We start from the raw sequence: 24,429 nt of genomic DNA, 5'->3' as shown, positions 1-24,429 counted from the left end.
GAGGTGAGTCAATATGTCGTTTGCCTCAGAAATGAAAGGTGAGCTGTGTCGAATAGAAGCGGACGAAAAATGTAGTAAAGAAGAATTGTCGGCAATTATAAAAATGAACGGATCGATCGCAATATCAGAAGGTAAATGGATCATCAACATCCAAACAGAAAATGCAGCAATCGCAAGACGTATATTTAGACTCATTAAAGAGCTATATAAAATCGAACCAGAATTAGCCGTTCGAAGAAAAATGCAGTTAAAGAAAAATAACGTCTATATATGTAGGGTAAAAGAAAATACGAAAGAAATATTAAGTGACCTAAATGTCATGCGTGACGGAGAAATTATACATGACGTCGAACTGTCGTCACTCACAGATGATGAATGTGTAAGAAGCTATTTAAGAGGCGCATTTTTAGCAGCAGGATCAGTCAACAACCCAGAAACATCATCCTATCATTTAGAAATCGCGTCACTCTATGAAGAACATGCCTACTCACTCATGAAACTAATGAACGAATACGAACTTAACGCAAAAGTCATCGATAGAAAACGTGGGTACATTACGTACTTAAAAGAAGCGGAGAAAATCTCAGACTTCTTAGGACTCGTCGGCGGACATCAAGCGATGCTAAAATTTGAAGACGTTAGAATACTAAGAGACATGAGAAACTCCGTCAACCGACTCGTCAACTGTGAAACAGCAAACTTAAACAAAACAATAAGCGCAGCGATGCGCCAAGTAGAAAACATCAAATACATCGATCAAGAAATCGGGTTAGAAAAACTACCAGACCGATTACGAGAAATTGCGTACTTAAGAAGAGACAACCATGATATGAGTTTAAAAGAACTCGGAGAAAGCATCTCAACAGGACCGATATCAAAATCCGGCGTCAACCACAGACTGCGAAAAATCGATGAGATTGCAGATAAGCTGAGAAGCGGGCAAGATGTGAAGTTGTAGGGGATAATGCGATGATTTCTACGTGTTATTTACAAAAATGAGACTAGAATCTAAAAATATGTTAGATAAATCAATATATCTAACAAAATCAAAAGAAAAGTGTTAAATAAACACGCCGAGTAAAGTCATCTAATAATAATTACAAACAAAATAAAATAAAAGAAGGGATTCAACGAAAGTTGAATCCCTTTTACCTTATACTTATTTAACTTTTTCTGGTTGTAACACATCATCGATTAAACCATACTCTTTAGCTTCTTCAGCTGTTAAGTAGTTGTCACGATCTGTGTCTTTTTCAATTTGTTCAAGAGGTTGACCAGTACGCTCAGCTAAAATCTTATTTAGCTTTTCACGTGTGTTTAAAATATGACGTGCAGCAATTTCAATTTCAGTCGCTTGACCTTGAGCACCACCTAATGGTTGGTGAATCATCACTTCAGCATTTGGTAACGCAAAACGTTTACCTTTAGTTCCAGCAGCAAGTAAGAAAGAACCCATAGATGCTGCCATACCCATACAAATCGTTTGTACGTCTGGTTTAATATGTTGAATCGTATCGTAAATAGCCATACCAGCAGTTACGCTACCACCTGGTGAGTTAATATATAAGTAAATATCCTTCTCAGCATCTTGTGCTTGTAAGAATAGTAACTGACTCACAACAGAGTTCGCGACATTATCATCAATCGCACTACCGATCATAATAATTCTATCCTTTAATAAACGAGAGTAAATATCATACGCACGTTCACCGCGGTTTGTTGATTCAATTACTGTAGGTATTAAGTTCATAAAAAATCCCCCTGTATATACATATCGTAATTTTATTAAAACATATTAGTCAAACAAGGTCAAAAGATATACTTGTCTATGTTATAATACAATTGTTGCCCTCGTGGTGTAATGGATAACACATGAGATTCCGGTTCTCATACTGGGGGTTCGATTCCCTTCGGGGGCGTTTTTTAAATTGAATATTACTGTGTGGATCACTTTTAGCTGTTTTATGTAATGTTCTTCGAACTTTACATAAGATTTACGTTATCTTTACCTTTGATTGCTAGAATTAGGGGATAACAGCTAGAGGTGATTTTTTTGTATTTAATTATTGGGTTAACTATTATTTTTTTAGTACTCGGTATGTTAGATAAATATATACATAATAGACGTTTAAAAAGAGTACCTCTTAGAATTAATATTAACGGTGTGAGAGGGAAGTCTACGATAACGCGTTTGACATATAGTATTTTAAGAGAAGCAGGATATAAGGTCGTTGGTAAAACGACAGGTACAGATGCACGGTTGTTATATTGGTATCAAAATGAAGAGGTTCCGATTGTACGTAAACCGCAAGGTGCGAATATAGGGGAACAAAGAGAGATTATTAGTAAAACTGTGAAGTCTGGTGCAAAAGCGATTGTGAATGAGTGTATGGCAGTGAATCCAGATTATCAGAAAGTATTTCAACAAGACTTGTTAAAAGCCAATGTCGGTGCGATTGTGAACGTTATGGAAGATCATATGGACGTATTAGGTCCAACGTTAGATGAGGTCGCAGAGTCATTTGTCGCAACGATACCGAATAACGGTCACTTAGTCGTGCTGAAGGGTCATTATGAAGAACTGTTTAAAAAAGAAGCAGCGAAAAGAAATACTGAAGTGATTATTACTGATCCGTCAGAAGTATCTGAGGAATATTTAAAGGAGTTTCCGTATTTAATATTCGCTGAAAACGTTGCGATTGCACTTGGTATTTCTAGAGTAATCGGAATTGATGACGATATCGCTTATAGAGGGATGTTAAAAGCACCCCCAGACTCTGGAGCAGTTGATATTGTGTCTTACGTGTCAAATGGTACGAATAATATATTTGTAAATGCATTCGCAGCGAATGAGCCGACATCTTCTAAAGCAATATTAAAGAAAATTGAAGCATCCGGATATGAGTATGAGTCGAAAGTGTTATTACTGAATTGCAGATCGGACAGAGTGGACCGGACGAGACAATTCGTTGAAGACTTTTTACCGAATGTACAGTTTGATGCACTCATTTGTACAGGAAAATCCACACAGATGGTAACCGATTTTATGAAACATAGAAATGAAACATATGTTAACTTAGAAGGTAAAAGCAATGAGGACGTATTAAACGAGATATTAAACATATCAAGAAACATCCTACTATTTTGTGTCGGTAACATTCATGGTCCAGGCAAAACAATTATTCAGTATATGGAGGATTTAAAAGAATGATTGGTACAGAACTTTATTTTTCACTGTTTACAGGGGTACTATTAAGTTTACTGTTTGCTGAACGGTTTGGTATAAGTCCAGCAGGGCTAGTCGTTCCAGGATACCTCGCACTAATATTTGACCAGCCAGTCATGTTATTTTCGATTCTTATTATTAGTTGTTTGACATATATCATTGTCGACAAAGTACTCAGCAAGATCATTATTTTGTATGGTAGAAGAAAATTCTCAGCGATGATCTTAACAGCGATGGTCTTAAAATTTATATTTGATGCGTCGTTCCCGTATGCACCGATACCATATGACATGATTGAAATTACAGGGATAGGTATGGTCATCCCTGGTATTATCGCAAATACAATCCAAAGACAAGGTGTAGTCATTACGTTATCATCATCGCTATTCGTTACATTTTTAACGTATGCTCTCTTAAATGTGTATAACTACGTTGTATTACTATAGTTAGGTGATTTAATAATGAAAAAACTAACACTTCAAGAAAAAATATTAAAATATATCAAACATAATAAACGTTCTAACTTAATGATTGTACTAGTAATGCTAGTCATTAGCGTTATAAGTATATATTTTGTGAATAGAACATATACACCGATCGAAGTAGAGAGTTTTGAAACAGAAAACAGTCCGACTATTTTCTACACGGGGAATTTATATTTACAAGAATATAACGACATATTTGAGTCCGAGCACTTTCTAACAAGTTTACAGGGGCCCTTATTAGAAAATGAATTATCATTTACAAATGTCGTGTTAGACAAACGAGTAAATAATAAGAATGAGCAAATTAATGAGATACAAGACAATTACTTTACGGATTTAACATTTTTTAACAAAAATGTACCGTACGTTGACCTCGTTGATGTCGAAAGAAATATCGGACTATCATTAGAAAATCCAAGTCTTGAAGACGTCATTGAACATAATGTTGGAGAAAAGAAAATATCATTTTTATCGTTTGTAGATAAAAACTCAAAATTCATATCGAGTGAAATACCACAAATTAACCATGAATTAGAACCGAGTTTCTTTTTACCGAAAATTCAGCAGCTAGATAATGATAGTGATTTAATTATAGTGAGTGTTACTTGGGGGATACCGAACGAACGTGAAGTGACTACAAGACAAAGAGAACTCGCACACGCGTTATCTGACGCAGGCGTCGATATTATTATCGGTAATAATAGCGTCGTTCAAGAAATTGAGAAATATAACGACACAGTTATTTTTTATAGTTTAGGAAACTTAGTGTCAAACGATTATATTTCAAACTATAAAAAGAGTATCGTCGTTCAACATGATATAGAGAACGATCAATTTAAAGTCACACCTGTACAATATAAACATGGCACATTAACTAAAAACAATTTAAATTTCTTTGAGCAAAAAACATTGTTCCAACAAATGCCGACACACACTTCATATAAGGATGGGGAGTTTTATTTTGAACAGTAAAAAGGTACTCATTTGGATTTTACTTATCGTCGTTGTCTGTTCAATGTATATTGCGATGTTTGTTAAGCAAAATGATGAACAGTTAAGTGAATCTGAACGAAAAATTATCGAATACTATACTAAATAAGTGGCGGTTATTATAATGAAAAAATATTTTCCTTTAATTGCATTAATATTATTGTTACTGACATCAGTCGCAATATATATGGTGAAAAATAATCGAGATATGATTTCTTTAGAAAAGGACAGTTTTAAAAATGAAAAGAATGAATCATACTCCGTAACGTCAAGTGACTACCGAGCAAGCGAAGTCGGTCAAAAAATAATCGCAGACGGTGGGAACGCTGCAGATGCTGCGATAGGTGTTGCGTTTGCGTTAGCTATTGTCGAGCCGTATGCTTCAGGACTTGGCGGCGGTGGAGCGTTATTATATTACGATGGTCAAATGGAAGCACCCGATGAAATCAAATATCAGAGTATATCATCAAGCGTATATGAGCAAGGTGATTTAATCGGAATTCCTGGACTCGTTAGAGGAATGGACTACTTACAAAAAGAGTACGGCAGTATGGAAATGGAAGAAATTTTAGATTATGTCATACCTTTAGCTGAAGACGGAATTACAGTCGATGCAAGATTTGCACAAAACCTCGCGTTGTATAAAGAATATAATGACTTAGACAGTCCGTTTTATAAAGACGGTGAGCCAGTAGCTAGCGGCGAAAAGATCACTCAACCGGAACTTGCAGACACTTTACAATACATCCAAGCATATGGCGCTGATGCATTTTACGAAATGCTTGGTGAGAGTATGGCTGATGAGTTTGAACGTTTTAATGTCGAAGACTTCACGAATTATACTGCGACTAAAGGCGACGTATTAAGTATGGACTACCAAGGATCTACAGTATACACGCCGAGTAGCCCGCTCGGTGGAGTGTTTACGTTACAAGCGTTAGCAATCGATGAAATACTACGTGAACAAGATGGTGTGTCTTATAACTTCATACAATCTGTAAGTAACGCGAGAGATATAATGATGATCAACCGAGATATCGTGAGCGATATGGACGGTGACAGAAAGCAATATTTAGACAGATATTATATTGAAAATGAACTGAATCAATTAAACGATATCGAGAACGTCGAGTATGAAGAAAATATTAATAACAACACCACACACTTTGTCGTCGTCGACAAAGAAGGACGTATGATTAGTGCAACGAATACGTTAAATAGATATTTTGGATCAGGTAAATATAGTAGTTTAGGATTTTACTTAAATAACTCTTTAGACAATTTTTCAAAAGATCCGATGAGTCCAAACTTCGGTGAACCAAACAAAACACCAAGATCATATACGAGTCCAACAATTATTGTGAATGACGATGGCTATATCGGTATCGGTACACCAGGTGGAAATATGATACCGACGGTCATATCACAAATTATCATTCAGTACTTTAATAACGATATGACATTAAAGTCAGCCATCAACCAAGGGAGATTATTTAAATCTAACGATCAAATTTATTACGAAGATTTTGCACAATTTGAATTGCTGGGTAATATTGATGAACTCGATTCGCCGATTAGAAAAATTAGTTCACCGAATGAATTCGGTAATATTCAGTCCGTCATTTATGACCGTGAAACTAAAGAAAGTCACAGATATTATGACCGAAACAATCGATAAAGAAGGCGAAACGCCTTCTTTTTTGTGTATATTAGTTTTGTTACAATTATAAGTAAGACAAAAGAAATAAATAATAATTTTTTAGAAAGAGGAATGTGATGAAGAAGTATATCGTATTTTTATTAAGTGTTTTACTTAGTTTAACTATAAGTTTTAAAGCACATGCAAATGAAATTGATAATATTAACATTCATATTGATATTAAAAAAGATGGTTCAGTCGAAGTAACTGAAGAGCGAAAACAAAATATGGATGAAGGTACAGAAAATTATATCGTGTTTAATGAAGACGATATGCAAGGAGCTAAATTAACCCACTTTTCTGTAGACGGATTTAAAGAAGTAAAAGAATGGGATTCTGACTGGAATCGTGAGGAAAAAGCCGGTAAATATAGTATTTTAAATACTGATGATGGCTTTGATTTAGTATGGGGAATTGGAGAGTATGGAGATAAGAATTATACCGTTCACTATACATTAACTAACATGGTAAAAAATTTAAAAGATGGCCAGTCCATTTACTGGGATTTCAATACATTTACAGAACTACCGACTGATGAAATGACGATGACTATCTCATCATACGAACCTTTTACTAAAGATAATGTTCGATTTTATGGATTTGGTATTGTTGGAAATATGCATTTAAAAGATGGAAATATTGTTTGGAAATCTAGTGAAGCTATGGATGGTAGTAACTATGCAACGGTACTTTTACAATTTGATTCGAAATTATTTAATACAAATGTAAATAAAGACAAAACGTTAGAAGAAGAAAGAAGTATGGCATTACATAATTCAAACTATAGTGAGGATTATTTAAATAGTAATGAAACTCTTGGACCGAAGATGAGTCTTACAGGTAAAATTTTCTCAGGATTAGCGATTCTATTTGGAAGTATCGTTGGGCTATGGACGATTGCTGGATTATGGATCGCAAATCGTAAGAAAAAATCACGTGGCCATATTAAATCAGGGTATGCAATTAAAAAGGACTTAAAAAATTCATCAACAAAAATTCCACCGTCAAAAATGAACGATTATGCAGGGTACGCATACTTACTTAATCATTTAGACTATGCGTATTTTGAGCAGTTTATATCTGCATATTTAATAAAATGGCATCGAGATAATCGTATTGAAATTGAATTTGAAGATGACTCCAAAAAATTAAATAAAAGAAATACCTCAATTATTGTAAAAGATTATGAGACTGTGAAAGAGGAATACGGTAAATATTTTGAAGAAGCGCTAAAGCAAATTAAAAACGAAACATATAATGGAGATTACGAGTTATTATTATGGATGATGTTTTTAAATGCGATGGATGATCACAAAGTAATTACGAAAAAGAACCTGGAAAAGTGGTTTAAAAAGAATGCAACAGACGTTTCTAAAGTTGCAGATTACCTCGAAGATTACTCAAAAGAATATTTAGAGGAAAATGGGTATATTAAAGTTGAGAAAGATTCAGCTGCATTTGTACCTTTTGAAATTATAGTACCAACACCTAAAGGACATGATTTAATTGAACACTTCGTTAAGTATAGTAATTACTTACAAAATGAAGATGAGAATACATGGTTAGAACGTGTTAAAAATGATGAAATTCAAACAGAAGAACTCATTTATATTTATTTACTTGGGGTAACAGATGAAATTGAATCAAGATTTAAAAAATATCATTTAAATAAATCTGAGGAGAATTATTTTTACCCAAATTACTTCTATCTCTTTAATAATACGACAAACTCTATAAACCAAGGACTATCCAGCGGTGGATTTAGTAGTTCTCAAGCATCCAGTGGTTTGGGTGGAGCTACTGGAATGGGAGGTGGCATGGGCGCCGGCGGAGGCGGAGGTGGTGGTGCAAGATAGCACCACTTTAGTATAAGAGCGTTAAAAATCATGTTATAATAATGATGATTTTTATAGAAAGAGGCAACACTATGTCAGAATTTAGTAGAGTCGATCGTCTAAAAAACGAAGAGCGTGAGACTCCTATAGTTAAAGATAAAAAACCATCAAAACCTAAGAAAAAACGTAAAACTTTTAAACGAATTATACTAGTTTTACTCGCTTTACTGATAATATTTGCAGTGTTTTCTATATATAAGTTATTTAGTTTAAGCGATGATATACACGCACCTTTAAATCGTGAAACATCATCGTATCGAAATAGTCCAGTTAGTCATTTGTCTGGATATCCGATTTCAGTCGTCATTTTTGGAGTGGATTCAGACAGTGAACGCGGTCTAGCGGGCGGAGAACGTAGTGACGCGATTATGCTACTTTCAATTAATCCGAAGAAAAAGACGACGATGATGGTCAGTATCCCTAGAGACACTCGAACAGAAATCGTCGGTTACGGAACGGTTGAAAAAATCAACCATGCGTATGCGTACGGTGGGCCAGATATGGCTGTTGATACGGTTGAGAACTTTATGGGTGCACCAGTTGATCATTACGTCGCGATGAATATGGATAGCGTCAAGTTATTAATTGATAGTGTCGGAGGCGTTAAAGTAAAAAGTAACGGCACGTTTACTGTAAAAGGTATCGAGTTTGTTGAAGGTGAGACGTATCATATGGACGGAGATACGGCACTTAAATTTATTCGAAGCAGATACGAAGAAGGATCTGGTGGGGATAATGGCCGTCAAGAACGTCAACAGCTCGTCTTAGAGTCACTCGCAACTAAAATGTTAAGTCCAAGCGGTCTACTTCACATGAACACAGTGTTTGATACGTTAGGAGATAACGTCAAAACAGATTTATCTTCTAGAGAAATTAGTTTAATGGCACTTCGTTATTACGGAGCGAAAAACAATATTGAAAAGTATCAACTAGAAGGCGAAGATGTCGTTTTAGAAGACGGGTTATGGTACTTTATCCCAAATACAGAAAGTTTTTATGACATACAATCTAAGTATTTAGAAAATCTAGAGTTACAATAAAGCGTGGAATCACGCTTTATTTTTATATAAAAGAGGTGACACGATGTTAGACGTATTAGAAGAAGTCGAACGCCCCGATAGTAGTCTCAGTTTAAGGTACGTGCGTGACGTGTTCTTTGTGACGTTAAATGCAGGCAAAATGTTACTTGAAAATGGTGCAGAGACGTACCGAGTCGAAGACACGATGGAGCGTATCGCAAAACATTACGGAGTTGAAAACGTTCAAGTATTCGTAGCAACGACTGTAATTATATTGTCGATGAACGACTACGGATTATCTCAACAAATCCGAATTTTAACACGTAACAACAATTTAGAAAAAGTCGTCAATATAAACGAATTATCACGACAAATAATTACAAATGGGATGACGATTCAAGAAGCTAAAAACGCACTAGATGATATTAGCGCTTCAAGAACGTTCCCATTATGGATGGTCGTATTATTTGGTGGAGTCGCTGCGTCGATGTTCTTATTTATGTTTAACGGATCGATTAAAGACTTACCGATAACGTTATTTGCAGGTGCTTTAGGTGTATTCGTCACTGAATGGATTCAGCGTTATACAAAAATTAAGTTTTTCACAGAAATACTAGCGGCGTTTTTAATCGCCTTATTTGCGCTTGTTTACGTGCGCTATAGTTTCGGAGTAAACATCGATACGATTATTATCGCTTCAGTGATGCCTCTTGTGCCTGGGGTGCCAATTACTAATGCACTTCGTGAATTAATACGCGGACACTTTTTAGCAGGGACGATGAAAGGCATTGAAGCGGGACTCACTGCGATTGCGATCGGTGCCGGTGTTGGAACGGTGTTTCTCATATTATAGGAGGTGAAATGAGTATGGTGTTTTTCGCACAATTTATTTTAAGTTTTTTTGCATCATTTAGTTTCGGAATCATATTTAACATACCGAGGCGTCACCTCGCCGCGAGCGGAATAACAGGGGCGCTCGGTTGGGTGATGTATTACTTTTTAAGTCAGACGATAGGGATTGAACCACTCATTTCAAACTTCGTTGCCGCAATTACGATGACGAGTACAGCGATATTTTTTACGAAACGACTTCAAGCGCCACTTATCGTATTTGTAACGTGCGGACTTATACCGTTAGTTCCTGGAGGTAAAGCGTACGAATCCGTACGTGCCGTCGTAGAAAATGATAATTTAGCTGCATTAGATTCAGGATTTCAAGCGGCACTTATCGCATTATCAATTGCGATGGGAATCATCATAACTGAAATGATGTATGAACTATTTAATATTATAAAAAGAAAGGTCACAAACCGATGAAACTCGTATTATATACTTCACCGAATTGTAAGTTATGTGAAGATGCGAAGCTCCAATTAAATATAGCGTTAGAATCATTTAAAGACGTTGAAGTGAGTGAAGTCGATATTACGTCAGACGACACGTTACATGAACGATTTTTAATCCGGGTACCAGTTGTTATGCACGAAGATGAGATCGTTCAAGAGGGTATTATCGACTTTTTTACGATTCATGAATATGTTGAAGGGGCGAAACAGTGATTCATCCCTTAACCGTTTAAAATAAATGTAAATAACGATATAATTAAGAGAGTGTATATTTTTATTTGGAGGATCTCAATGAAACAGACAATTAAGGATGTAGAATTTAAAGGAAAGACAGTACTCGTACGTGCGGATTTTAACGTACCGTTACAAGACGGTGAAATTACGAACGACAAGCGTATTAAAGCAGCACTACCGACGATACAATATATAATAGACGCAGGTGGTAAAGTCATCTTATTCTCACATTTAGGACGTGTAAAGACAGAAGAAGACTTAGAAGAGTTATCGCTATTACCAGTTGCGAAACGTTTAAGCGAACTGTTAGATAAAGACGTATTCTTTGTCAACGCGACGCGCGGTGAAGAATTAGAATCTTCGATTGAAGACTTAAACGAAGGAGACGTATTACTCGTAGAGAACACGCGCTTTGAAGATTTAGACGGTAAAAAAGAAAGTAAAAACGATCCAGAGCTCGGTAAATATTGGGCGTCACTCGGGGATGTGTTTGTTAACGACGCATTCGGAACAGCACATAGATCTCACGCATCAAACGTTGGGATTTCTGAACATTTACCTGCTGTGTCAGGATTTTTAATCGAAAAAGAAATCGACTTCTTAGGTGAAGCGGTATTAAATCCAAAACGTCCACTCGTTGCGATTTTAGGTGGCGCAAAAGTGTCAGATAAAATAACGGTAATCGAAAGCTTACTTGAAAAAGCAGATAAAATTCTAATCGGTGGCGGAATGGCGAACACGTTTTTACGTGCTCAAGGCTATGACACTGGAAAGTCACTCGTTGAAGAAGATAAACTCGTTCTCGCAAAATCTCTTCTTGAAAAAGGGAAAGATAAGCTCGTATTACCGGTTGACGTCGTTGCAGCTAAAGAATTTAGTAACGACAGTGAGCACGCTGTAAGAGACGCTTCAGAGATTGAAGCAGATGAAATGGCATTAGACGTTGGTCCAAAAACAGTAGAATTGTTTGAAGAAGTTCTAAAGGACGCGAAAACAGTCGTATGGAACGGACCGATGGGTGTGTTTGAAATGTCTAATTTCGCACAAGGTACGATTAAAGTATGTGAATCACTTGCGAAGCTAGAAGACGCAATTACGATTATCGGTGGTGGAGACTCTGCAACAGCAGCTGAACAGCTCGGCTTTGAAGAAGACTTCTCACACATTTCTACAGGTGGCGGAGCGTCACTCGAATTTTTAGAAGGTAAAGAATTACCAGGAATTAAAGCATTAAATGATAAGTAAGGAGATAGTTATGCGTACACCATTTATTGCAGGAAATTGGAAGATGCACAAAACAGTTAGTGAAGCAGAAGCATTTTTAAAAGAATTATTAACGAAAGATTTACCAAGCGGAGTCGATGCTGCGATTTGTGCACCGTTTATTCATCTAGATAGACTCGTTCAAACTACGAACGACAAAGTCGGAATCGGTGCAGAGAACGGACACTTTGAAGCACAAGGGGCGTTTACTGGGGAAGTATCGATTGATAGTTTAAGTGACTTAGGTGTAGACTACGTCATTATTGGTCACTCTGAACGCCGTGAAATGTTTAATGAGACAGATGTATCTGTGAATAAAAAAGTGTTAAAAGCGTTAGAAAAAGACGTCGTACCGATTGTATGTTGTGGTGAAACGTTAGAAGAGCGCGAAAATGAGACATATATCGAGAAGATTACGACACAAATTGAAAAAGCTTTTAAAGATGTAGATGCTGAAGACGCTAAAAAAATTGTCGTTGCGTATGAGCCGATTTGGGCGATTGGTACAGGTAAAAGTGCGACGAGTGAAGACGCAAACAAAATGTGTCAACTCGTTCGTGAAACGATTGGAAAAACATTTAATACAGAAATTAGTGAAGCAGTACGTATCCAGTATGGTGGATCAGTAAAACCCGAAAACATTAAAGAATATATGAGTGAACCACATATTGACGGTGCACTCGTCGGTGGAGCGTCACTTGAAGTTGAAAGTTTTGTCGCGCTTTTAGAAGGTGCACACAATGCATAAACCAGTCGGTTTAATTATTTTAGATGGATTCGGTTGCCGAAAAGAAACGTTCGGTAACGCTGTAAAACAAGCGCATAAACCAAACTTTGACCGTTACATGAGTGAGTATCCAAATAACCGATTAGTCGCATGTGGCGAAGACGTCGGACTTCCAGCAGGTCAAATGGGGAATTCCGAAGTCGGACACTTAAATATCGGCGCAGGCCGTATCGTATACCAAAGTTTAACGCGTATTAATAAATCGATAGAATCAAAAGAGTTTTATAAAAACAAAGCGCTAAACGAAGCGATTGACCACGCGTTAACAAATGACAGTACGCTCCATATTATGGGACTATTGTCTGACGGTGGTGTGCATTCTCATTACAATCATATGTTTGAAATTATAAAACTCGCAAAAGAAAAAGGCGTGAAGCGCGTTTACGTACACGGATTTTTAGATGGCCGTGACGTCGATCAGCAATCTGCACTCACTTATATCGATGAAGCAGAAAGACAGTTTGAAGCGATCGGTCTTGGTGAATTTAAGACGATTTCTGGAAGATATTATGCGATGGATAGAGACCGTCGTTATGAGCGTACAAAAAAGACACACGACGCGATTCACTACGGTGCAGGGCCTTTATTTAAAACGGCACGTACCGGTGTAGAACGTGCGTATGAGGCTGAGATATACGACGAGTTTGTTTCGCCGTTTATCGTCGGACAAAAAGAAAGATTTTTAAAAGATAACGATTCGATGATCTTTTATAACTTTAGACCAGACCGTGCGGTTCAATTATCTAAAGTGTTTGCGGAAAAAGGTTTTGATGAGTTTTTAATCGAACCATTTGAAAACGTAAAATTTACGACGTTTACGAAATATGATGATAGCATCGACGCGAGTATCGTGTTTGAAAAAGAAGATTTAGTAAATACGATCGGTGAAGTCGTTTCAAATGCCGGAATGAGTCAGTTACGTATTGCAGAAACTGAAAAGTATCCACACGTCACGTACTTTATGTCAGGTGGCCGTCACGAAGAATTTAATAACGAAGAACGCATTCTCGTGAACTCGCCAAAAGTCGCAACGTATGACTTAAAACCTGAGATGAGTGCGTACGAAGTAAAGGACAAAGCGATTAATCGTCTTAAAAAAGGCAACTTAGACATGATGATTTTAAACTTCGCAAATCCAGATATGGTCGGACATAGCGGAATGTTAGAACCGACAATTAAAGCAGTGGAAACAGTTGACGAATGTCTTGGTGAAATTGTCGATGAGATTATCTCTCAAGGTGGTGTTGCAGTCATTACTGCAGACCACGGTAACGCTGACGAAGTCGTACAACTAAACGGGGAACCGATGACCGCACATACGACAAACGACGTTCCGGTCATCGTTACTAAAAAAGGTGTAAATGTAACGAGTGGTCGACTTGCAGATTTAGCACCGACAGTGTTAGATTTATTAGGTATAGACCAACCAAAAGAAATGACGGGTAAAACTTTATTACAATAAATAATTATAAAATAAAAGGAGATTAACCATGCCTAAAATTATTGATATTTATGCGCGTGAAGTATTAGATTCAAGAGGTAATCCAACAGTTGAAGTTGAAGTATTAACGGAAAGTGGTGCATTTGGACGTGCAATCGTTCCGTCTGGTGCATCAACAGGTGAACATGAAGCAGTTGAATTACGCGACGGTGATGACCGTTATTTAGGTAAAGGTGTACAACAAGCAGTAGAAAACGTAAATGATATTATCGCTCCAGAAATTATCGAAGGCGAATTTTCAGTACTTGAGCAAGTATCATTAGATAAAGTCCTCATCGCATTAGATGGTACAAAAAATAAAGCAAAACTCGGTGCGAACGCAATATTAGGTGTGTCAATGGCAACTGCACATGCAGCAGCAAACTACTTAGGCCAACCACTATACAAATATCTAGGTGGATTTAACGCAACAGAACTTCCGGTACCGATGATGAACATCATCAACGGCGGAGAGCATGCAGACAACAACGTCGACATTCAAGAGTTTATGATCATGCCAGTTGGTGCGAAAACATTTAAAAAAGCTTTACAAATGGGTACGGAAGTATTCCACGAGTTAAAGAAAGTGTTACAAGATAAAGGTCTTCAAACAGCAGTTGGTGACGAAGGTGGATTTGCACCGAACTTAGACTCAAACGAAGAAGCACTTGAAACGTTAATCACTGCAATTAAAGGTGCAGGATTTACTCCAGGTGAAGATATCGTACTTGCGATGGACGTTGCATCGAGTGAGTTTTACAATGCAGAAACAAAAACTTACGAATTAAAAGGTGAAGGTAAATCATTCACAGCTTCAGAACTTGTGGATTGGTACGTTCAGTTATGCGATAAGTATCCGATCATTTCAATTGAAGACGGGTTAGATGAAAACGACTGGGACGGGCATAAAGAGTTAACAGAAAAACTCGGCTCTAAAGTTCAACTTGTCGGGGATGACCTATTCGTTACGAACACTGTAAAACTTGAAAAAGGTATCGAAGAAGGCGTCGGTAACTCTATTTTAATTAAAGTAAATCAAATCGGTACGTTAACTGAAACATTCGAAGCTATCGAAATGGCAGCACGTGCAGGATACACATCAGTGATTTCACACCGTTCAGGTGAAACAGAAGATACGACAATCGCTGACATCGCTGTAGCGGTAAACGCAGGTCAAATTAAAACTGGTGCACCGTCACGTACAGACCGCGTTGCGAAATACAATCAGTTACTAAGAATCGAAGACGAATTATATGAAACTGCGATTTACAAAGGTAAGAATGCGTTCTTTAACTTACGCTAATTATGTAGTTGATTACAATATCAATTACTGATATAATATGTAACGATATAGCAAGTAGGGGGAACACGCGATGTATACAGCTTTAATCGTATTACTGATCATTGTGTGCATTTCACTTATCGCGGTCGTTTTACTCCAGTCAGGTAAGAGTGCTGGACTATCAGGAGCAATAAGTGGTGGTGCAGAACAGCTCTTTGGTAAACAAAAAGCAAGAGGTATGGATTTAATATTACACAGAATGACAGTTGTTTTATCTGTCATGTTCTTTTTAATAATGATTCTATTAACATATGTCAGTTAATACTACACGCCGGGGTGTTTAATCACCTCGGCGTTTTATTGTTTTCGTCGTTCTTTATCTTCTAATATATATCTCGTACAATAGATGTAAGGAGTGGTACGAATGAAAGTAAGAATGCCTGGAAATTTTGAGTTTAGTGAAGGTACAAAAGACTATGCGGTACTTTTACTTCATGGATTTACAGGAAATACGTCAGACGTGCGACAACTCGGGAGATTTTTAGAAAAGAACGAAGTTCCGAGCTACGCATTTAATTATGAAGGGCATACTGAAAGTCCTGAAAATATATTAAAATCGTCGCCATATGTGTGGTATAAACAAGCAATTGATAAGTATGACGAGTTAAAAGAATCGTATGACAAAGTATTTGTCGTTGGTCTATCGATTGGTGGCGTGCTTGCGTTAAAGTTATCGATGGACCGTGACGTTGAAGCGTTAGCAACGATTTGTTCACCTATGACGTTAAAAACGGAAAGTGAATTACTCAATAACTTTAAAATATACGCTGAGATGTTTAAAAAACGTTTTGAACATAAAGAAGACGGGCAAATTAAAAGAGAGTTAGAAAGTTACACCGACGCATCGATTTTTACAGATATTAAGAAGATTATAGGAAGTACGAGAGACCGTCTCGGGGAAGTGACAGAACCGATATTTGTCGCTCAAGGAAAACTCGATGATGTGATTGATATAAATAGTGCTGAAATTATAATCGATGAAGTCGGCAGTGACGATAAAGAAGTAAAATACTATGAAAACTCTGGTCACGTTTTAACGATTGACAAAGACAAAGAAGAATTATTTGAAGATTATTACGCGTTTTTAAACCGTAATTTATAGGAGGACTTATTCATGAGAGATTTTAAAGACGAAGTGTTAGAAATAATTGATCGTGATACGTATACACCGATGACAACTGAAGCGTTTGAAAGTGAACTGGATATTCACGACGCAGAAGATTTTAAAGCACTCATTAAAGCTTTAGTCTCTCTTGAAGAGTCGGACATTATACGTCGCACAAAGAAAAATAAGTACGTCAAAGTTGTGACGTCAAAAGTCGTTAAAGGTACGTTATCTATGCATAAGCGTGGATTCGCATTTTTACGCCCTGACGAAGAAGGAATAGATGATATATTTATTCCGCCAAATGAAATTAACGGCGCATTAGACGGAGACACTGTACTCTGTACGGTAGAAGAGTCGATGCGTGGTGAGAATCATGAAGGTCGCGTTGTAAAAATTATCGAACATAACGTGACAAAACTCGTCGGTAAATATGAAGGGTCAAAAGGATTCGGATTCGTCGTACCGGATTCCCTTACGTATAATACGGATATTTTTATCCCAAGTGAGCAAAATTTAGGTGCAGTTTCCGGTCATAAAGTGCTCGTTGAAATTACGAAATTCCCTAAAAATAACACCGATAACCCGGAAGGTCATATCACAAAAATTCTCGGACATGAAAATGATCCGGGTGTCGATATTTTATCTATCGTATATAGTCACGGTATTGATATCGACTTTAGTGATGACGTACTCGAACAAGTCGAAAACATTCCAGACCACGTACTCGAAGAGGAAAAGAAAGGTCGCGTCGATTTAACGAAGCAAATGACGATTACAATCGACGGAGAAGACGCAAAAGATTTAGACGATGCGATTTCTGTCGAAAAGTTAAGTAACGGAAACTACGAGTTGACAGTAAGTATTGCGGACGTATCACATTACGTAAAAGAAGGGACACCACTCGATAAAGAAGCGTATAACCGAGCGACGAGTGTTTATTTAGTCGACCGAGTGATACCGATGTTGCCGCATAAATTATCAAACGGTATATGCTCGTTAAATGAAGGTGTCGAGCGACTTGCGATGACGTGTCAGATGGAAATCGATACGAATGGAACAGTCGTAAATCATCGTATTTTTGAAAGTGTTATTCAATCGGACAAACGTACGACATACACAGCAGTTAACAAAATATTAGAAGAAGACGATGAAGCGACAAAAATCTCACATGGTGAAATTACAGACATGATTATCCATGCGGGTGAACTCGCAAAAGTTTTACGCCGTAAACGCGATAAACGTGGAGCGTTAGATTTTGATTTTAACGAAGCACAAATTATCGTTCAACGCGACGGCACGCCTGAAGATATCGTTTTACGTAACCGCGGGAAAGGTGAGAAGTTAATCGAAGAATTCATGCTCGTATCGAACGAGACGATCGCTGAGAACTTCCACTGGCTCGATTTACCGTTTATTTACCGTATTCACGAAGATCCAAAAGAAGATAAACTTCGCCAATTCTTCGAGATTCTAACGAGCTTTGGTATTTTCGTTAAAGGTAAAGGGAACTCTGTGCATCCGCACGCGTTACAAGAAATTTTAGATGAAGTAAAAGATACCCCTGAAGATACAGTCATTTCGATGATGATGTTACGTTCGATGCAACAAGCGAAATATTCATATCAATCACTCGGACATTTCGGGTTATCGACAGAATTCTACACGCACTACACAGCGCCGATTCGTAGATATCCGGATTTAATGGTACACAGATTAATTCGTACGTATTTAATCGAAAAAGATACGAGTCCAGCAACGATTCAAAAATTTAAAGAAAAGTTACCAGAAATTGCGTCGCATTCATCTGAACGTGAACGCCGAGCAGTAGATGCTGAACGCGATACGAACGACCTCAAAAAAGCAGAGTATATGCAGCAGCATATCGGAGAACGCTTTGAAGGGGTTATATCAGGCGTCATGAACTTCGGTATGTTCGTTGAACTACCGAATACAGTCGAAGGACTCGTTCATATGAACAACTTAGGTGACGACTATTATAACTATAACGAGCGTATGATGGCGTTAATCGGTGAACGCACAGGGAAAGTCTTTAGAATGGGCGATAAAGTAGAAATCGAAGTTGAAAACGTCAATATCGCAGAGCGTTTAATCGATTTTACAGTCGTTGGAATAACACCGCGTAAAAAAGTAAAAGAAGAACAAAAAGACAAGCAAAAACCGAAATATATCGATTCTAATGGTCGTAAAAAAGACAAAGTGAGAGACCAAACGAAAAAACCGAAAGGCAAAAAGCCATTCTATAAAAGTGCGCCGAAAAGAAATAGAAAGAGGAAGTAAATGATATGAAGAAACATCACGGAAAAGTACTCGCTCAAAACAGAAAAGCAAGTCATGATTATATCATTGAGGATACGATTGAAGCGGGGATCGTATTAAAAGGGACTGAAATCAAATCGATTCGTAAGGGATCTGTTAGTTTACAAGACGCATTTTGCCGTGATTTTAAAGGTGAAATGTTCGTCTACAACATGCACGTCGCCCCTTACGAAGAAGGGAATAGATTTAACCACGACCCGTTAAGACAACGAAAGTTACTGCTCCATAAAGCGCAGATCGACCGACTGATCGGTTATTTGCATAATCCAGGTCATGCACTCATTCCACTTAGACTCTACATTAAAAACGGAGTATGTAAAGTGCTGATTGGATACGCAAAAGGTAAAAAGAAATACGATAAGCGTCACGACTTAAAACAAAAACAAATGAAACGAGACATCGACCGTGCGCTAAAAGAGAGAAACCAATAACTTGAAATGAAAAAGCGAATAATGATATAATAATCATTACGCAAATAAACGGGGACGTTCTGGATTCGACAGGGGTTATTGAGCACTTTAAGCGTGTCGGAGGTTTCGACTTCGTTACGAACGATACTCAGTTATAATAACTGGCAAAACTAACAATCTCGTAGCTGCATAATTTCAGCTACATCGTCTCGTACGTTTTCTTGTGACCTACTGAGACGATTCAACTTTAGCAAGATATACTAGAAGTCTTCCGTCTGCAGACTTCTAGAAGAACTTAATCAGACTAGCATGAATTGTGGAACGTTCTCTTCCGGCGTTCATGCGAAACATTAATTGAGAACTACACACGTAGAAAGAAGTGTAGCAAGATCCTTGGACGCGGGTTCAACTCCCGCCGTCTCCATATATTTTTACATCAATGAGATTACTTCACAAGCTATAAAGTAGTCTCATTTTTTATTTTAAAATATCGACTTTTAGTTCGAATAAGTGTATAGTTTTATTGTTAGATTAGATAGAAACTAAAGATATATAGAAAGTAGGAAATAAATTTGAAAAAGAAATTATTATTATCAGCACTCACATTAAGTGCGACATCTTTTTTAGTTGCAGCTCCAATGCTAGCAGCACAACACCAGCAAGCGGAATCAGAGGCAAAGGTTAATTTTACAGCACCTGAAGATGAACCTGAAATTTTAGACCCTGAAACATTACAGCCAGGTACTCCAGAAGATGGTAATGTTACAGGTAATACAGGACCATTATCTTTAGATTTTGTTTCTAATATAGATTTTGGTACACACGAAATTTCAACTGCAGCTGCTAAGTACGAGTCGGTTAGTGAAAGACCATATATTCAAGTTTCCGATCGTCGTGGTACTGGACAAGGTTGGAGTGTAAGTGCTCAAGCTTCTCATTTCACTCAAAACGGTACGAACACTTTAGAGGGTGCAGTTATTTCATTCTTAAATGGTGAAGCAGCCTCTCCAGTACAAGGAGTTAATCCACCGTTAGTAAACAATAATATCGTTTTAAATACTGGTGGAGACAGTGCATCAGTTGTTAATGCTGAAGGTCGTTCAGACAATGCACAAATTGGAACAGCACAAGGTCTTGGAACATGGATTGTTAAGTGGCTAAAAGGTGACGGAGAAACAAACGAAAAAGTAACTTTAGATGTTCCACAAGGTGCCGCTTCAGCAGGTGAACATACATCTACAATTACTTGGACTTTATATGATGGACCTGGTAACCAGTAATATAAGCGAAAATCTTAACCCTGAACAGTAGTTCGGGGTTTTTCTTTAGAGGAAGTTGATGATGAAAAGAATTACATGGATATTGCTATCTATACTACTATTATTTAATATCGCACCTACAGCATTAGCAAGTGAAGAAGTTCCGTATTCTTTACGTACGATTTTACCGGACAGTCAAGTTGATTCTGAGAAGACATACTTTGATTTAGCAGTTGAAAAAAATACTACAGAGAAATTACAAGTAGAAGTATTTAATAACTCAAATGAACCAATCGAAGTTAAAGTTAGCGCAAATACAGGAGCGACAAACAGTAATGGATTACTTGTTTACGATGGTTCAATTAAAGAGTTCGATAACTCTTTAAAATATAATTTTACTAAAATGACAGATGTACTCACACCGACGTTAAAAATTGAGCCATATGAGAAGGCAATCGCAGAATTTTCTATTCAAATGCCAGAAAAAGATTTCGATGGCACGATTTTAGGTGGCTTAAGATTTTTACTTATAGATGATTCAAAAGAAGACTCTTCCGGTGTACAAATTAAAAATAACTACGCGTATGAAATTGCAGTTGTTCTAAATGACAAAAATAGTAATAAAAAATTGCAAGAAGAAATTGAAATAAATCGTGTTAACCCTGGATTAATTAATAATAGAACAGGTTTAAATGTTGAATTTAGCAATAAGCAACCATTACTAATGACAAATTCAAAAATCGAGGGTGCTGTATTTAAGAAGGGGAACGATACACCATTATACGAAAGAAAAGATGACAACTTTTCAATCGCACCAAATGCTTTATTTAATCATCCTATATCTTTTAATAATGAAAAATTAAAAAAAGGTAAGTATGTCTATAAAGGAACGATTACAACGGATAATGAAACATTTGAATTCGAGAAAGAATTTGAAATTACTGAAGAAACTGCAAAAGAAGCGAATGACAATGCTGTAGAAGTTGAAAAAACTGACTGGAAAACATTTGCATTAATCATTGCAGGCATGACTATTTTTGGTTTATTAATACTGTTAATACTCATGGTAATACGAAAGAAAAAGTAGGGTGAATTAATATGATAAAGTATTTAAACTTAATATTATGTATTTTATTAATGACGCCCGCAACTCTCGTACAAGCGGCAGAAATGACGGCAGTAAATTCATGTAATGTTAATTATTCAGTAGATATAGTAGATTCTAAAACTATTAAAGGTACTGGAAATAATGAAAAACCGGTTGAGCTTTATGTTAATGAACAATTTGTAGAAGAAACAATTGTAAATGATGGAGAATATCTTTTTTCCTTATCTACCGCTTTAGAGGATGAGGATAAAGTAAAACTCATTAGTGAAAACAATATTCTAAGCATAGATTATAAGATAGATGCAGACAATACGAAAAGCTTTGACGACATATACCAATGTGAAACAACTGAAGAATCAAACGAATCATACGATGAAGAAGAGACCGAAACAGAAGATACCGAGGATGATAAAGAAGCAACAGACATATCTGAAAGCAATGGTAATAAAGAAGATGAGTTAGAAGTCGCTAAAGAAGAAAAGAAAATAGCAACGCGTTCTACAACAGAACGCCAGTTTGAAGCAGGGAAATGCCCAACAGCAGAGGAGTACAATACATCAAAAAGTAATTTGATTGGATCGGTAATTTCGAAATCTGTTACTGGTGAAGTAAGATGTGTAAGTACAGCTGATGAATTCAATAAAGCGATATATGCTAGAAATGTTGAAGTGATACTATTTACAAACGATATTTCTACGGATAGGAATCAATACATTTATTCAAATTATAATCAAAAAATTTTAGACGGTAATGGTTACTCTTTAAATATCGGTACTAGCAGGCTCTATAATACGAGTATTTCTGAGATAGCTGTTATGAACTTTTCAAACTTATCTACTACCAACCGAGATAAAAATGAAGGTATGTTTAGATCGAACCATGCGAGCCAACTTCGTTTAAAAGATGTTGCTTTTAATGGCAGTCATATCGGTGCAAGTTGGGAAAGTGTACTTCATGTATATGGTAATGTCACAATAAACGCGAGTGCAGGCTACGCTGCATATTATAGATTTTACGAAATTCATAACGGAGCAAATTTCACAGTGAATGGTGCACTTGGAGGTTTATATGCACAATCAAATAAGACAGTGAATGTACAACTAAATGGAATTAGAGTCGGAGAAAATGCGGTAGCAAATGTTACTGCGAATAACGGTGTAGCATTATATTCAGGAGGGGATTATCAAAAATATGTTGAATCAGGTGCGAACAGTCGCTTATCTTTAAAATCTTTAAATTCAAATGCGGTTCAATTCAGTGATGATAAAGACTTTTTCATTACTGCGCATCACGATGGAGAAATTATTTTAGAAAGTTTGAATAGCCCAGTGACATCACAAGGAATAGGAGCTATTACAGTGGACGATCATGGTAGTCTAATCGTTCGTAAAACTGGTAATTCAAGTGCACCTTTATTCTCAACTAACAGTGCGGTGACACTCAATGTCTATTATCCTAATGTGGTAGATTTTGACAATATGAATGGTCCGATTTTCCCTACAGAAAATGTGCTTAAAACTTTTAACGTAAACTATGTAAGTATGGAAGGCTATGCAACTCAAAATAAAACACCGGATTATAAAACAAATATGTTAAACGGTTCATTTACAATGAGTGGAAATACTACTAATGCAGATTCATCGATTAAAAAAGTTGCTCCAAATTTTAATCAAGAATTTAAATCTACCTTGAAAAGAATAAGGATGATTGGAGATATTAAAGTTAATATAAAAGTGAATGAACCTGTTACAGATGAAAGTACTAAGATTACCGGTACTGCTACAGCTAATCGTAAAATTAAAATGCTTAATACACGTACAAATAAAGTGTATGAAACGACTAGTGACAATACAGGCAAATTTACTTTTAATAATATTCCAATAGGTGACTTAAAAGATGATGACAAGCTTAAGTTTTTTGTAGTAGTTGATAAATATGAAATACCAAGCGCTGAAGTTATTGTTGAAGGTACAATTTTAGAATTACTACCAGTTGAAGATATTGTATTTAAAGACACAAAAATCACCAATGTTGGAGAGTCAATTATTAAAAGAAAGAGTAACCCTCATAAAGTGAAAGTGAGAAGTACTAAAAAAAGTGATTTTTCAGTAAGTGTCTATAGTAAAACACCGTTAACACATACAAATGGAATTGATCAGCTTAAAAATGCACTTTACTTCGTAAAAAATAAAGATTTTAAACTGATTGAAGGGGAAGTAAATAGACAAACAGTCGGTAAAAAGTCTGATGCTACAAAAAGTGGAGATGAATTTCACTTTAATTTTAATGAAGATGAAGGAATTTTATTAAAAACAAATCCAGCGACTGCTCAAAGAGGTAGTTATCAATCAACACTAGTGTGGACGTTAACAGATGGACCATAAAGTATAAACATTTCAATTAAAACAGAGTGTTATTTAACCGAGGTCTCAGAATATAAA

At 36.6% G+C, this 24,429-nt stretch carries 23 protein-coding genes, 1 tRNA gene and 1 other RNA gene; 24 read left to right on the top strand and 1 reads right to left on the bottom strand.

Features of this window, described 5'->3' with window-relative positions; translation table 11 throughout:
* The first annotated feature begins 13 nt into the window (after positions 1 to 13).
* A complete protein-coding gene (gene whiA, locus HMPREF2767_RS02535) occupies positions 14 to 958 on the top strand; it encodes a DNA-binding protein WhiA (protein ID WP_070457308.1) in 945 nt (314 codons plus the stop codon).
* 201 nt (positions 959 to 1,159) lie between these two features.
* On the opposite strand, the gene clpP is transcribed toward whiA, so the two are convergent.
* Entirely contained in the window at positions 1,160 to 1,750 is a 591-nt protein-coding gene (clpP, locus tag HMPREF2767_RS02530; RefSeq protein WP_040929443.1) for an ATP-dependent Clp endopeptidase proteolytic subunit ClpP, read from the bottom strand.
* Between the two features lie 97 nt (positions 1,751 to 1,847).
* On the opposite strand from clpP, the gene HMPREF2767_RS02525 reads away from it, so the two are divergent.
* From HMPREF2767_RS02525 to HMPREF2767_RS02420, 23 genes are all read left to right on the top strand, one after another.
* Positions 1,848 to 1,919, top strand: a tRNA-Arg gene (locus tag HMPREF2767_RS02525).
* A 134-nt stretch (positions 1,920 to 2,053) separates the two neighbouring features.
* Complete coding sequence (gene pgsB / locus HMPREF2767_RS02520; RefSeq protein ID WP_070622512.1) at positions 2,054 to 3,211, top strand: poly-gamma-glutamate synthase PgsB; 1,158 nt, start codon at positions 2,054 to 2,056, stop codon at positions 3,209 to 3,211.
* Positions 3,208 to 3,672, top strand: coding sequence for a poly-gamma-glutamate biosynthesis protein PgsC (pgsC, locus tag HMPREF2767_RS02515; protein ID WP_040929441.1), 465 nt, complete (start codon positions 3,208 to 3,210; stop codon positions 3,670 to 3,672). The genes pgsB and pgsC overlap by 4 nt, the downstream gene beginning before the upstream one ends.
* A 15-nt stretch (positions 3,673 to 3,687) precedes the next feature.
* The gene (locus HMPREF2767_RS02510; RefSeq protein ID WP_070622511.1) at positions 3,688 to 4,683 is read left to right on the top strand and encodes a CapA family protein; all 996 of its coding nucleotides are present in this window, start codon (positions 3,688 to 3,690) and stop codon (positions 4,681 to 4,683) included.
* Positions 4,673 to 4,810, top strand: a complete 138-nt coding sequence (locus tag HMPREF2767_RS08720; protein ID WP_168162109.1) for a hypothetical protein — start codon at positions 4,673 to 4,675, stop codon at positions 4,808 to 4,810. The genes HMPREF2767_RS02510 and HMPREF2767_RS08720 overlap by 11 nt, the downstream gene beginning before the upstream one ends.
* Before the next feature lie 15 nt (positions 4,811 to 4,825).
* Entirely contained in the window at positions 4,826 to 6,379 is a 1,554-nt protein-coding gene (locus HMPREF2767_RS02505; protein WP_070622510.1) for a gamma-glutamyltransferase, read from the top strand.
* 98 nt (positions 6,380 to 6,477) lie between these two features.
* Positions 6,478 to 8,256 (top strand): DUF2207 domain-containing protein, encoded by a 1,779-nt coding sequence (locus HMPREF2767_RS02500; RefSeq protein WP_070622509.1) that lies wholly within the window; start codon positions 6,478 to 6,480, stop codon positions 8,254 to 8,256.
* A 71-nt stretch (positions 8,257 to 8,327) separates the two neighbouring features.
* The gene (locus HMPREF2767_RS02495; protein WP_083302027.1) at positions 8,328 to 9,335 is read left to right on the top strand and encodes an LCP family protein; all 1,008 of its coding nucleotides are present in this window, start codon (positions 8,328 to 8,330) and stop codon (positions 9,333 to 9,335) included.
* Between the two features lie 43 nt (positions 9,336 to 9,378).
* A complete protein-coding gene (locus HMPREF2767_RS02490) occupies positions 9,379 to 10,167 on the top strand; it encodes a threonine/serine exporter family protein (protein WP_070622508.1) in 789 nt (262 codons plus the stop codon).
* Between the two features lie 8 nt (positions 10,168 to 10,175).
* Positions 10,176 to 10,631 (top strand): threonine/serine exporter family protein, encoded by a 456-nt coding sequence (locus HMPREF2767_RS02485; protein WP_083302026.1) that lies wholly within the window; start codon positions 10,176 to 10,178, stop codon positions 10,629 to 10,631.
* Positions 10,628 to 10,873: a glutaredoxin family protein gene (locus HMPREF2767_RS02480; RefSeq protein ID WP_070622507.1), complete on the top strand. Its 246-nt coding sequence runs from the start codon at positions 10,628 to 10,630 to the stop codon at positions 10,871 to 10,873. The genes HMPREF2767_RS02485 and HMPREF2767_RS02480 overlap by 4 nt, the downstream gene beginning before the upstream one ends.
* A gap of 78 nt (positions 10,874 to 10,951) precedes the next feature.
* Positions 10,952 to 12,139 carry a phosphoglycerate kinase gene (pgk, locus tag HMPREF2767_RS02475; protein ID WP_070622506.1) on the top strand — a complete coding sequence of 396 codons (1,188 nt, stop codon included), beginning with the start codon at positions 10,952 to 10,954 and terminating at the stop codon, positions 12,137 to 12,139.
* A 10-nt stretch (positions 12,140 to 12,149) separates the two neighbouring features.
* Complete coding sequence (gene tpiA / locus HMPREF2767_RS02470) at positions 12,150 to 12,905, top strand: triose-phosphate isomerase (protein WP_070622505.1); 756 nt, start codon at positions 12,150 to 12,152, stop codon at positions 12,903 to 12,905.
* Positions 12,898 to 14,406 (top strand): 2,3-bisphosphoglycerate-independent phosphoglycerate mutase, encoded by a 1,509-nt coding sequence (gene gpmI, locus HMPREF2767_RS02465; RefSeq protein ID WP_070622504.1) that lies wholly within the window; start codon positions 12,898 to 12,900, stop codon positions 14,404 to 14,406. The genes tpiA and gpmI overlap by 8 nt, the downstream gene beginning before the upstream one ends.
* A 28-nt stretch (positions 14,407 to 14,434) precedes the next feature.
* A complete protein-coding gene (gene eno / locus HMPREF2767_RS02460; RefSeq protein ID WP_070622503.1) occupies positions 14,435 to 15,727 on the top strand; it encodes a phosphopyruvate hydratase in 1,293 nt (430 codons plus the stop codon).
* Between the two features lie 70 nt (positions 15,728 to 15,797).
* A complete protein-coding gene (secG, locus tag HMPREF2767_RS02455; RefSeq protein WP_068129929.1) occupies positions 15,798 to 16,028 on the top strand; it encodes a preprotein translocase subunit SecG in 231 nt (76 codons plus the stop codon).
* A 102-nt stretch (positions 16,029 to 16,130) separates the two neighbouring features.
* On the top strand, positions 16,131 to 16,868 hold the full coding sequence (locus HMPREF2767_RS02450) for an alpha/beta hydrolase (protein WP_070622502.1): 738 nt from the start codon (positions 16,131 to 16,133) through the stop codon (positions 16,866 to 16,868).
* A gap of 12 nt (positions 16,869 to 16,880) precedes the next feature.
* The gene (rnr, locus tag HMPREF2767_RS02445) at positions 16,881 to 19,172 is read left to right on the top strand and encodes a ribonuclease R (RefSeq protein ID WP_070622501.1); all 2,292 of its coding nucleotides are present in this window, start codon (positions 16,881 to 16,883) and stop codon (positions 19,170 to 19,172) included.
* A gap of 5 nt (positions 19,173 to 19,177) precedes the next feature.
* The gene (gene smpB, locus HMPREF2767_RS02440) at positions 19,178 to 19,642 is read left to right on the top strand and encodes an SsrA-binding protein SmpB (RefSeq protein WP_068129936.1); all 465 of its coding nucleotides are present in this window, start codon (positions 19,178 to 19,180) and stop codon (positions 19,640 to 19,642) included.
* Positions 19,643 to 19,692: 50 nt separating this feature from the next.
* Positions 19,693 to 20,048, top strand: a transfer-messenger RNA (tmRNA) gene (gene ssrA / locus HMPREF2767_RS02435).
* 145 nt (positions 20,049 to 20,193) lie between these two features.
* Positions 20,194 to 20,901 carry a WxL domain-containing protein gene (locus HMPREF2767_RS02430; protein ID WP_083302025.1) on the top strand — a complete coding sequence of 236 codons (708 nt, stop codon included), beginning with the start codon at positions 20,194 to 20,196 and terminating at the stop codon, positions 20,899 to 20,901.
* Positions 20,902 to 20,962: 61 nt separating this feature from the next.
* Complete coding sequence (locus HMPREF2767_RS02425) at positions 20,963 to 21,967, top strand: WxLIP family cell surface protein (protein ID WP_070622500.1); 1,005 nt, start codon at positions 20,963 to 20,965, stop codon at positions 21,965 to 21,967.
* A gap of 11 nt (positions 21,968 to 21,978) precedes the next feature.
* A complete protein-coding gene (locus HMPREF2767_RS02420; protein ID WP_070622499.1) occupies positions 21,979 to 24,372 on the top strand; it encodes a carboxypeptidase-like regulatory domain-containing protein in 2,394 nt (797 codons plus the stop codon).
* The last annotated feature ends 57 nt before the right edge of the window (positions 24,373 to 24,429 follow it).

The sequence above is a fragment of the Nosocomiicoccus sp. HMSC067E10 genome, assembly GCF_001810835.1.
GTDB classification, from domain to species: Bacteria; Bacillota; Bacilli; order Staphylococcales; family Salinicoccaceae; genus Nosocomiicoccus; species Nosocomiicoccus ampullae_A.
Note: the sequence above shows the minus strand (reverse complement) of the source record. Positions and strands in the feature narration are given on the sequence as shown.

Excerpts from the sequence above, each read along its gene's own strand:
- HMPREF2767_RS02505 (WP_070622510.1), top strand. The coding sequence starts at position 4,826 with ATGAAAAAATATTTTCCTTTAATTGCATTAATATTATTGTTACTGACA.
- rnr (WP_070622501.1), top strand. The coding sequence starts at position 16,881 with ATGAGAGATTTTAAAGACGAAGTGTTAGAAATAATTGATCGTGATACG.
- smpB (WP_068129936.1), top strand. The coding sequence starts at position 19,178 with ATGAAGAAACATCACGGAAAAGTACTCGCTCAAAACAGAAAAGCAAGT.
- clpP (WP_040929443.1), bottom strand. The coding sequence starts at position 1,750 with ATGAACTTAATACCTACAGTAATTGAATCAACAAACCGCGGTGAACGT.
- tpiA (WP_070622505.1), top strand. The coding sequence starts at position 12,150 with ATGCGTACACCATTTATTGCAGGAAATTGGAAGATGCACAAAACAGTT.
- pgsC (WP_040929441.1), top strand. The coding sequence starts at position 3,208 with ATGATTGGTACAGAACTTTATTTTTCACTGTTTACAGGGGTACTATTA.
- secG (WP_068129929.1), top strand. The coding sequence starts at position 15,798 with ATGTATACAGCTTTAATCGTATTACTGATCATTGTGTGCATTTCACTT.
- HMPREF2767_RS02500 (WP_070622509.1), top strand. The coding sequence starts at position 6,478 with ATGAAGAAGTATATCGTATTTTTATTAAGTGTTTTACTTAGTTTAACT.
- HMPREF2767_RS02480 (WP_070622507.1), top strand. The coding sequence starts at position 10,628 with ATGAAACTCGTATTATATACTTCACCGAATTGTAAGTTATGTGAAGAT.
- HMPREF2767_RS02420 (WP_070622499.1), top strand. The coding sequence starts at position 21,979 with ATGATAAAGTATTTAAACTTAATATTATGTATTTTATTAATGACGCCC.
- HMPREF2767_RS02495 (WP_083302027.1), top strand. The coding sequence starts at position 8,328 with ATGTCAGAATTTAGTAGAGTCGATCGTCTAAAAAACGAAGAGCGTGAG.
- HMPREF2767_RS02450 (WP_070622502.1), top strand. The coding sequence starts at position 16,131 with ATGAAAGTAAGAATGCCTGGAAATTTTGAGTTTAGTGAAGGTACAAAA.
- HMPREF2767_RS02425 (WP_070622500.1), top strand. The coding sequence starts at position 20,963 with ATGAAAAGAATTACATGGATATTGCTATCTATACTACTATTATTTAAT.
- HMPREF2767_RS02510 (WP_070622511.1), top strand. The coding sequence starts at position 3,688 with ATGAAAAAACTAACACTTCAAGAAAAAATATTAAAATATATCAAACAT.
- gpmI (WP_070622504.1), top strand. The coding sequence starts at position 12,898 with ATGCATAAACCAGTCGGTTTAATTATTTTAGATGGATTCGGTTGCCGA.
- whiA (WP_070457308.1), top strand. The coding sequence starts at position 14 with ATGTCGTTTGCCTCAGAAATGAAAGGTGAGCTGTGTCGAATAGAAGCG.
- HMPREF2767_RS02490 (WP_070622508.1), top strand. The coding sequence starts at position 9,379 with ATGTTAGACGTATTAGAAGAAGTCGAACGCCCCGATAGTAGTCTCAGT.
- eno (WP_070622503.1), top strand. The coding sequence starts at position 14,435 with ATGCCTAAAATTATTGATATTTATGCGCGTGAAGTATTAGATTCAAGA.
- pgk (WP_070622506.1), top strand. The coding sequence starts at position 10,952 with ATGAAACAGACAATTAAGGATGTAGAATTTAAAGGAAAGACAGTACTC.
- HMPREF2767_RS02485 (WP_083302026.1), top strand. The coding sequence starts at position 10,176 with ATGAGTATGGTGTTTTTCGCACAATTTATTTTAAGTTTTTTTGCATCA.